Source organism: Burkholderia sp. Tr-862 (genome assembly GCF_011753085.1).
Classification (GTDB): Bacteria; Pseudomonadota; Gammaproteobacteria; order Burkholderiales; family Burkholderiaceae; genus Burkholderia; species Burkholderia ambifaria.
On record NZ_VWWG01000437.1, the window covers coordinates 1 to 203 of the forward strand.

General features: G+C 53.2%; 1 rRNA gene. It reads right to left on the reverse strand.

Annotated features, from left to right (window positions below):
* Positions 1-113 (reverse strand): 5S ribosomal RNA (rrf, locus tag F3J14_RS35365).
* Between the last annotated feature and the right edge of the window lie 90 nt (positions 114-203).

Consider the following 203-nt stretch of genomic DNA (forward strand, 5'->3'; position numbering starts at 1 on the left):
GCCTGACGATTACCTACTTTCACACGGGAATCCGCACTATCATCGGCGTAGAGTCGTTTCACGGTCCTGTTCGGGATGGGAAGGGGTGGGACCGACTCGCTATGGTCATCAGGCAAAGAGGGTTGTCACGCTGCTTCGCAACGCGACCAATCCGGGAAGAAGCAGTAATTTTGAGTTGTGTGTATCACACACGAGAATCCAAC